The 9,129-nt window shown below is 39.8% G+C and carries 7 protein-coding genes and 1 tRNA gene; 4 read left to right on the top strand and 4 right to left on the bottom strand.

Features of this window, described 5'->3' with window-relative positions; genetic code table 11:
• Nucleotides 1-723 precede the first annotated feature (723 nt).
• Nucleotides 724-1,938: a competence protein CoiA gene (locus tag JMX75_RS10655; protein WP_201508719.1), complete on the top strand. Its 1,215-nt coding sequence runs from the start codon at nt 724-726 to the stop codon at nt 1,936-1,938.
• Nucleotides 1,939-2,118: 180 nt separating this feature from the next.
• Here JMX75_RS10655 and JMX75_RS10650 read toward each other — a convergent pair whose 3' ends face one another.
• From JMX75_RS10650 to JMX75_RS10635, 4 genes are all read right to left on the bottom strand, one after another.
• Complete coding sequence (locus JMX75_RS10650) at nt 2,119-2,433, bottom strand: hypothetical protein (protein ID WP_201532294.1); 315 nt, start codon at nt 2,431-2,433, stop codon at nt 2,119-2,121.
• A gap of 79 nt (nt 2,434-2,512) precedes the next feature.
• Nucleotides 2,513-3,790: a tyrosine-type recombinase/integrase gene (locus JMX75_RS10645; RefSeq protein WP_201508720.1), complete on the bottom strand. Its 1,278-nt coding sequence runs from the start codon at nt 3,788-3,790 to the stop codon at nt 2,513-2,515.
• A gap of 182 nt (nt 3,791-3,972) precedes the next feature.
• A tRNA-Leu gene (locus tag JMX75_RS10640) sits at nt 3,973-4,059 on the bottom strand.
• Between the two features lie 139 nt (nt 4,060-4,198).
• Entirely contained in the window at nt 4,199-4,972 is a 774-nt protein-coding gene (locus JMX75_RS10635) for a ferredoxin--NADP reductase (RefSeq protein WP_011513866.1), read from the bottom strand.
• 399 nt (nt 4,973-5,371) lie between these two features.
• Here JMX75_RS10635 and tsaA point away from each other — a divergent pair, with 399 nt between their 5' ends.
• The 3 genes from tsaA to JMX75_RS10620 all read left to right on the top strand — a co-directional run bounded on the left by tsaA (nt 5,372) and on the right by JMX75_RS10620 (nt 8,971).
• A complete protein-coding gene (gene tsaA, locus JMX75_RS10630; protein WP_201532293.1) occupies nt 5,372-6,190 on the top strand; it encodes a tRNA (N6-threonylcarbamoyladenosine(37)-N6)-methyltransferase TrmO in 819 nt (272 codons plus the stop codon).
• Nucleotides 6,191-6,244: 54 nt separating this feature from the next.
• Nucleotides 6,245-8,032, top strand: coding sequence for a GspE/PulE family protein (locus JMX75_RS10625; RefSeq protein ID WP_201532292.1), 1,788 nt, complete (start codon nt 6,245-6,247; stop codon nt 8,030-8,032).
• A gap of 150 nt (nt 8,033-8,182) precedes the next feature.
• Nucleotides 8,183-8,971, top strand: coding sequence for a TatD family hydrolase (locus tag JMX75_RS10620; RefSeq protein ID WP_201532291.1), 789 nt, complete (start codon nt 8,183-8,185; stop codon nt 8,969-8,971).
• Nucleotides 8,972-9,129: the final 158 nt, after the last annotated feature.

Genomic DNA, 9,129 nt, shown 5'->3' with positions numbered 1-9,129 from the left:
TTAAGGTGACTTTGCCTAGCCCAAATAGTCGATATATCATTAAAGCCAGTTGATCGTAGTCTATCCTCGCTTCGGCAAAAAATCGCTGTAGTCTGCGATAGTGACTGTCGGTCTTGCCACCCTTAGGAAGGTGTCTTGCTATTTTTTTTAAGATTACTGCTTTGAGCAGTAATCAGGGCTATTATCATTAGGCTCAAACATGTGATTCTTGCCTTGTTCATACTCAGGTTTTGGGTTAAAGTTTCACTAAGTCTGTTAAAGTTTGGCATGGTCTGATTCGTCTTAAAAATTACTATTATGCCTTTGCTTTAACAGACTTTTTTGTTTTTTTGTCGTGTGCAGAGAAGTAATAGTTACAATACCGCATCTATTGAGTCGCTACTAAAAATACAAGTTATTGCAAGAAAAGCATTAACAGACACGCTTTGAGATCAAACCCCAGTATTCACAACGTTACCTAAGTAAAATACTAAATCAGATGAAGGCTTAGGAGAAGATAAACCCTAATTACGTGCAATTATCTTATAGTCCTCTGAAAATAAAACTGTTATAAGTTTAGACACGCTACTGGTATAAACTTTACTTGCGTGCTGCGTTCCTAGAGGCTGCGCAAAATTCATCCCAGTAGCGCTATGTTATTTTTAAAGCGTATTCACTATAGAAAGCATGAGCATATGTAAGAATGAATTGCTAGCTCAAGAGTCAAAATAATTAAGGGTCAACATGGCTTTTATTTGCATAAAAAATGATGAAAAAATCTATAGTTTTATATATAGCTTAAAAGATTGGATAGTTTTAAAAGAAGATAAATCGTCCAGTTTCAATATGGCTTGCTGTGGTAATCAGGCAATACTAAAGACAAGTAAGCTAGGTACGAAGTTCTTCGCTCATAAGGCAAAACCTAAAGACTCTAACTGCTCGACTGGTGGTGAAACTGCCGAACACATGCATATCAAATATCTTGTTATGAAAGAATTGGATAGAAACGGTTGGGTTGTAGAAGTTGAAAAAGCGGGGCTTACCCCAAGTGGTGAGGAGTGGATTGCTGATATTTATGCAGAGAAAGGCAAAGCTAAGATTGCCATTGAAGTGCAATGGAGCCCTCAAGCTTTTATAGAAACAAAACGCAGACAAGAAAAATATGCTCAATCAGGCGTAAGGTGTGCGTGGTTGCTTAGAAGTGGCTCAGTTAAAGATACTAATGCAATTACAGGCGATTATGCCTATAGTACGAAAGACATACCTGTATTCTCTATTTATAGAAATAAGACGCAGGACAATCAAGCTTATATGATCTATAACGTGAATAGGCTAGACAGCAACAGTAGTCGGTACAACCACCGTTCATTTAAGCCTATTACGCTACCATTAGAGAGTTTTATACAAAGATTGGTGTCACAAGGCCTAGTTTTTATACCTTATGAGCGATTCACCTCTACAAAGTTTAGATTTAAATCCAATGGTATCACTGAGATGACTTTAGGGGTGAGTAAAGACTCTTGCGCTAAATGTGGTTACTCCAATCCGATAATTTCTGAGGTGAGATATAAAGAAGACTATAAAGTACGTTCTAAGAAAATAAAAAATTGTAGCGATAAAGAGCTTAGAATTATTAATACGCATTTTTCTAAGCATTATGTTTTTTCACCCATAAAAAAGGTGCGTAGTGAAATACTGAACAAAGTTTTTATAGTCAACACTTGTGTTGAATGTGGTTTTGTCATAGATAGAGATGGTCAGTATAGTACCTATTTAAAAAAAAATTTCACTAAGCCGCTTTTTATAAAGCATTTAGGTCTTAATACAGAAAAATTCTATACTTCGAATACAACTCTTAATACGGAATGTGTCTACCGTGTAAACAACAGTTTTAAAATCAAATATAACGAGAGTTTTGAGTTTGGTAAATGGGTTACTAGAGATAGTGAACCAGTTTAATCAGGATAATTGGCATATATGATTGTTTATAAAAAATCATAAAATGTAATTTACTACTGTAGATTTTGCAATAATTACTAGATCTCTTGCATAAGTCATTGCTAGCCTTCGTAACTCCGTCAGTGGAAGTCAATGAACTGGTACTTTTGCAAGAGATCTACTATATAAGTTTGAAAGCAATCAAACGTAATCCTTTTGCCATACTGCGTTTTTGCAAACCATACAACACCAACTATCTTGAGCACGCATATATAGGATATCTGCTGGCATCTCTACCGGGCAAGCACTTGCGCAGTACTCACAGAGCACATCATCTAAACAAGCGTAACATTGAGCAATCGTCTCAAACAATAGATTTGAGCTGATTCTATATTTATGACATAGCATTCGTACATGTTCAAGATAATCCTCCTTATGATCATATGCCCAATAGTCGACACAGATTCTTTCGTCTCTAATATTCTGTGTCATACTCAGTTCAAGCTTAATACCCATAATATATCTCCTAATCAAAATGTCGTTATATGTTCTATCGATTAGTTAGTTGTACAGAACTTTAAAAAATTATATGAAGTTATGTCTGCAAGAGGCTCTTAATTACCTCATCTTGAGTCATTCCAATACGCTTGCAATAAGAATCTTCAATCTCGTCTAAAGCTTCACGCAATTGTCGCTGTGATACTTGTATGTATTGTAATGTCACATCATCACTAGATTTAGCCTCACGATGATTTAGCAGTCTCTTGAGCACAGGGTAGCTTACATTGAGACTATTGGCGACAGTGCCAAATGTACGGCGTAAATCGTGAGGGGTAATATGCATGCTAGCCTTATTTGATATCGAACGGTAACTACCGCTCAAATCCTTGACATGGTCATCATTTCTCTGCAAATCACTCGGAAATACCCAATGCTCTCCATAGCTCAATCTAAATCGTTCACTGAGTATGGCTTGAAGTATTTTTCCAGTTGGCATATGGTAATCAGAACCATTTTTAGTGGCTTTAAAGACAATGCGAGCAGCGTCAAGGTCTACATCTTCCCATCTTAGTGATTGCGCTTCATTTAAACGAACACCAGCAAACATAAAAAGCAATAAAATATCGCGAGCGTTATTACTATAAGGTGCTTGTTTAAATGAACTACCGTCTCGGTGCTCTATCAAAGTTTTAAAATATACTCCCAAATATTCCTCCTCAACATGGTGAGTACGAGGTTTAATTTTGTTCCAATCATTTTTGGCATTCAGTATTCGAATGGGTTGGTCCTTTATTATGTACTCTTCATCATCATCTAAGAAGCTATCTTGACAATAATTCCATACTGATCGAAGAGCTCGCATAGTGGCATTTGCCTGAGCTGGACTAGACTTACTTATTTGCTTATGTTTTTCACTTATCATAGTTTTAGTTATATCGTTTAAAGACACTTCAAGCCAATCATCAAGTCGACCAAGTATCTGTTGGTCGTAAGTCTCAACAGTACGGCTGGCAAGATTAGGTTTCATAGATTTAAAGTAGATATAAGCTTCATTTAGTGTTGGCACGTTAAAATCTGGTGTATCTTTTATTTTTGGAGTAGCGTGATAGCTATCATATACATCAAGTCCCTTCTTTATGTTGACCATCATTGTGCTGGCTTTTTCACGAGCTTCAGTCAAAGTGATAAGGTGTGTTTCTTCAACTTCGTCACGATAGAGCTTACCGTTAATGCGTTTGTGAAGTGTGTATCGCTTAGATTGTTTACCCACACGAAGTGCGAAGCCTGTTAATACTTCATCCATGTAAATATCTGTGCCGCTTGAGGTGTATGCTACTGAATCAACAAACTTCTTACTAAGCTTAACTTTCATATCTCATCCGTACCGCATTATTTATCGTGTTAATAATACTATAATACGTTAAATAACAGATGCATCAAAGTATCAAGATAGTATCAAAATTTTATTTGATACTATTATTACTCGAATAATTTATAAATAATTCACGCAATAAAAAACCCTCACAATCCATAGACTGTAAGGGTTTCGTATATTGGTACCAGTGGTCGGACTCGAACCGACACGCTTTTAAAGGCAACGGATTTTGAATCCGTCATGTCTACCAATTCCATCACACCGGCGTGTTAGGTGATAAAGTTTATATACTGCAAACATTATCGAATTGGGCTACAGGGTTATCTCTGTATAGGCTGCGTATTATAGCAGCCTATTTTTGAGCGTCAAGAATTATTTATTGTATTTTGAATAAAAGTTTAGATTTTAACCAACGAAGGCGCGTTCAACCGCATAATCTGCCTGAACACCCATACGCGGTGATACTGTTAGACCAAAATCATTCAAAATAGCTGAGACTTCAGCATTAAATGGCATACTACCGCAGATTAGGACGCGATCATCTTCCTTGTTCATCGGAGGCAGTCCGATATCTTCAAAAAATTTGCCAGATTTCATCAAGTCGGTAATACGACCAGTGTTTCTAAATTCTTCGCGAGTGACGGTTGGGTAATAAATGAATTTCTTACGGAAATCTTCACCAAAAATTTCATCATTCGGCAGCTCGTTTTCGAACATGTCACGATAAGCCAAGTCACTAATACCGCGCACACCATGCACTAATATGACCTTTTCGAAACGCTCGTAGACTTCAGGGTCACGTGCTAATGCTAAAAATGGCGCAACACCTGTACCGGTTGAGAGCATATAAAGGTTTTTACCCGGTAATAGATCATCTAATACCAAAGTGCCCGTTGGTTTTTTACTGACCAATAGCTCATCACCAACTTTGATATGTTGCAGACGCGACGTTAAAGGACCGTCTTGCACTTTAATGGAGAAAAACTCCAAATGCTCTTCATAGTTAGGACTGGCAATCGAGTAAGCGCGCAGCAACGGCTTGCCATCAACGACCAAACCAATCATCGCAAACTCGCCATTGCGAAAGCGCAAGCCGTCGTCGCGTGTGGTTTTGATGCTAAATAGTGCATCATTCCAATGATGAACCTCTGTAACCGTTTCGGTGCGAAGTTTTGACATAAATCCCTCGTTAGTAAGTGGTAATCTGTATCAATCTAAATAAATGCTGAATACCCATTTTTCATGATAAAGTCAAAATGGTGCAAAATTTTAATAGAAGATGAATGCTATCAATGCTAATTAAGCCATCACTCTTTTATTTTAACATTATTATTCGGCGTTATAAGGTGATGCGGCGCGCATGACCGCGATTTTTAAGCCATTAATGATGAATGCAAGCCATTCTCAATAAATTTCTCGCTCATCATAACAAACTTTAAAATAAAAATCCGTCAAGCGGCTTTGGTATAGCATGATAAAATGGAATATCGTTAGTGAGTTATTATCTATAATTAGTCACAGCTGGCTTGTATAGCGCTTATGTGGAACTATAAAAACCTGTTTTTTTGGATTTGATTTATGTCTTGTCAGACTGCTTCTTCATTGAGTAATCATATAGCACCAATTATCGGCTACCATCATGCCCCACTTTCACAAAAATTTGGCGCGCCAAGACAGCCAAATCTGGTTGCATTGACCAGCGTGATTGAGATGATTGCGCCTTATGATACGCCAGCTGCGTTTGTTGGTTTGGAAGATTTTAGCCATATCTGGGTCAGCTGGCAGTTTCATCACAACTATTTGTATAAAGATAAACAGGCTAATAAAGCGGATAGCAGCTTTCGTGCGCAAGTGCGTCCACCACGTTTGGGCGGTAATCAGAAGATAGGCGTGTTTGCCAGTCGTAGTATGTATCGACCCTCAGCGCTTGGATTGTCTGTGGTTAAGCTTGAAGCTATTGAGATTGTAGAAGGACGGGTGCTACTTATCATTAGCGGTGCTGATATGATAGATGGTACGCCAATTATCGATATTAAGCCTTATGTGACTTATAGTGATGCGCTACCTGAGGCAAAAAGTGGCTTTGCGCCCTCTGTGCCGCATTTGTTGGAGGTGACTATCACTGAATTTGCCTATGAAAAATTTGTGCAAATAATATCCAATCAACGTATTCATAATGAACAAGCAACGGTAAAATCGGTCATTCATAAAATGCAAAAACAATTGCTTATGCCTGATCTTGATAATATTAAAGCGTTGATAGCACAAGACCCACGCCCTGCTTATCGCCATAAAGAGGTTAATACTTCATTTATCATGCGCTATAAATCTGTTGATGTAAGTTTTCAGTTGATAGATTCAGGTGAATTACAGATAACGAATATCGACACAATATAGTTAAGATAAATATCGTCGCTGACCAAATGCTCTACAACATAGAAGAAGAAAAATATGGCTGCTCAACAGTACTCGATAGTAATTGATTTGCGTTGGTGCCTTGATGAGTTGCTGGCAGATCGAGTGATAGACCAACGGGGTTATAATCTCGTCATTACCACCCGCCGCAGTAAGGGTCAGCATCCGCTATTGACTATAAGTGAGTTTGGTCTGCCTAATAGTCATGCACTTGATAATAATACTGAAAATAAATTAACTTTGGCATGGCTCAATCAATGGTTGGCTGCCAAAGCAGATATGCCGCTTGTCCGTATTGACCCGTTAAAAGTCGATGTGCCAGCAGTGACGCAGCTGATGTCGTTTGAGTATGCACGATCGCAGCATATTTTACCGATTGAAGTAACGCTTGATGAGGTGGTTATAGGTACCGATCAGCCATTTTATACCGATTGGCATGGCAATATTGAAAAGCTCATTAAGTCAAAAAGCTATCGCACAGTATTTATTAATCCTGAACAAATCAATCGCTATCGGCAAGAGTTTTATCAAGTCACGCAAGCGATTGCAGGGGCGAACTCACTACATAAACGTGCCGCATCTGATATCACTAATGTTGAAGCACTATTACAGCTAGGGGACAATACCAACCCAGATGCCAATGACCAACATATTGTCAAAGTCGTCGATTGGTTGTTGCAATATGCCTTTGAGCAGCGCGCCAGTGATATCCATTTAGAGCCACGTCGTGAGACGGGCAAGGTGCGTTTTCGCATTGATGGGGTGCTGCATAGTGTTTATGAGATGCCACTCGCTATTATAGTGGCGGTAACGGCACGTATTAAAATCTTGGGACGGCTCAATGTCGCAGAAAAACGCAAACCACAAGACGGGCGACTAAAAACACGTACACCAAAAGGCTTAGAGACGGAGCTGCGTTTATCCACGATGCCGACTGCCTTTGGTGAAAAGCTCGTCATGCGCGTATTTGACCCAGAAGTTCTGGTGCGCTCATTTGCTCAGCTTGGTCTGTCGGGTAAGCAGCTTGAGACGTGGCATGAGCTGACCGCGCATCCAAATGGCATTATATTGGTTACCGGTCCGACAGGTTCGGGTAAAACGACCACTTTATATAGTACGCTCAAGCAGCTCGCCACTGAGCAAGTCAATGTCTGTACTATTGAGGATCCGATTGAGATGATTGAGCCGGCTTTTAACCAAATGCAGGTCAATCCAGGGGTTGATTTACATTTCGCTGATGGTATTCGCTCTTTAATGCGTCAAGACCCTGATATTATTATGGTTGGTGAGATTCGTGATGCTGAGACCGCCAATATGGCAGTCCAAGCGTCTTTGACAGGGCATTTGGTGCTCTCAACCTTGCATACCAATGATGCACCAAGCTCAATTACTCGACTGCACGATTTGGGTATTCAGCCTTTTTTGACGTCAGCAACGATATTGGGCATCATGGCACAGCGTCTGTTACGGACATTATGTCCACATTGTAAGCAAGCCGTAGATGTTACAGCAGATAGTGAGATTGCTATTCAATGGCAGGAGTTGGTTCAGCCATGGCGCGCCCCAGTGCCAGCACAAGTTTATAAAGCGCAGGGTTGTGAACACTGTCGCCATACCGGTTATCAAGGTCGTATTGGTCTTTATGAGATTATGCCATTATCGAATGAGTTGAAAAAACTGGTCGCTGCTGATGCCAATCTGGATGTATTAAAGCAGCAAGCATACCGTGAAGGCGTACAGCCATTACGCCTATCGGGTGCGAAGCGTATTAGTGAAGGGGTAACGACCATGGAAGAGGTGATGCGCGTGGTACCTTTGCATTAGTAGAGAGCCGCTATATTAAAAGATGCCATTGCATTAAAAGTAAGTTTGTTAAGCAGTGCTTGAAAAGTGCCCGCTTCAAAACAATAAATACCATACAAATTGAAATTTTTATCCCAATAATTTTTAAAAATGACTATAACGAGATTGTTTATGTTTACCGATAGCCACTGCCATCTTAACCGTTTAGATTTGACCAAATACGATGGTCAATTGTCTGGCGCAATTGCCGCGATGAAAGAAGCCAATGTCACGCGCGCGATGGCAATTATGTGTGATTTTGCTGAATATGATGAGATTGCCAATATCGTCAGCACCTACGGCGATGAAACGCTCAATCTTGGCATGAGCGTTGGTATTCATCCTTGTGAAGATATCAGCGTTTTACAATCTGCAACCGTTGAACGTTTGATAGAAACGGCTAGCGCTGACCATGTGTGGGCAATAGGGGAGACGGGACTTGATTATTACTGGTCGACAGAAAATAAAAAAGCGCAACAAGCCAGCCTTGCCCGTCATATTCATGCCAGCCAAAGCCTAAAAAAACCGCTTGTCATCCATATGCGTGATGCTAAAGAAGATACGATTGATATTTTAAAAGCAGAAGGTGCTGAGCATGGCATTATTCATTGTTTCACCGAAGATTGGGAAACCGCAAAACATGCCTTAGACTTAGGGTTTTACATCTCATTTTCAGGCATTGTCAGCTTTAAAAGCGCGCAAAATATCAAAGATGCGGCAAAAAATATGCCAAGAGACAGGATATTGATCGAAACGGATAGCCCTTATCTAGCGCCTGTCCCCAAACGTGGTCGCCCGAATGAACCAGCTTACGTGCCTTATGTCGCCAGTTGTATTGCAGAGATGTATGATTGCAGTAGCGAAGAGGTCGGTGCACTGACTGCAAAAAACTTTGAGAATTTACTAGCACAGTATCATTAAAATGGTTATGCTATGACCACTCAGTCATTTCTTGCAAGTGGCAGCTGTTTTATGCATGCCGCCTTGCAGCGTTAAATATAAGTACATGATTATAAATGATTATTTAGCAAACATACGCATATTTCTTTATTGTGTTCGTCGCGCAGTCTTTGAAGTAT

Origin of the sequence: Psychrobacter sp. LFX-11D, from assembly GCF_904846475.1 — a bacterium.
Classification (GTDB): Bacteria; Pseudomonadota; Gammaproteobacteria; order Pseudomonadales; family Moraxellaceae; genus Psychrobacter; species Psychrobacter cryohalolentis.
This window is presented reverse-complemented; position numbering and strand designations above follow the sequence as displayed.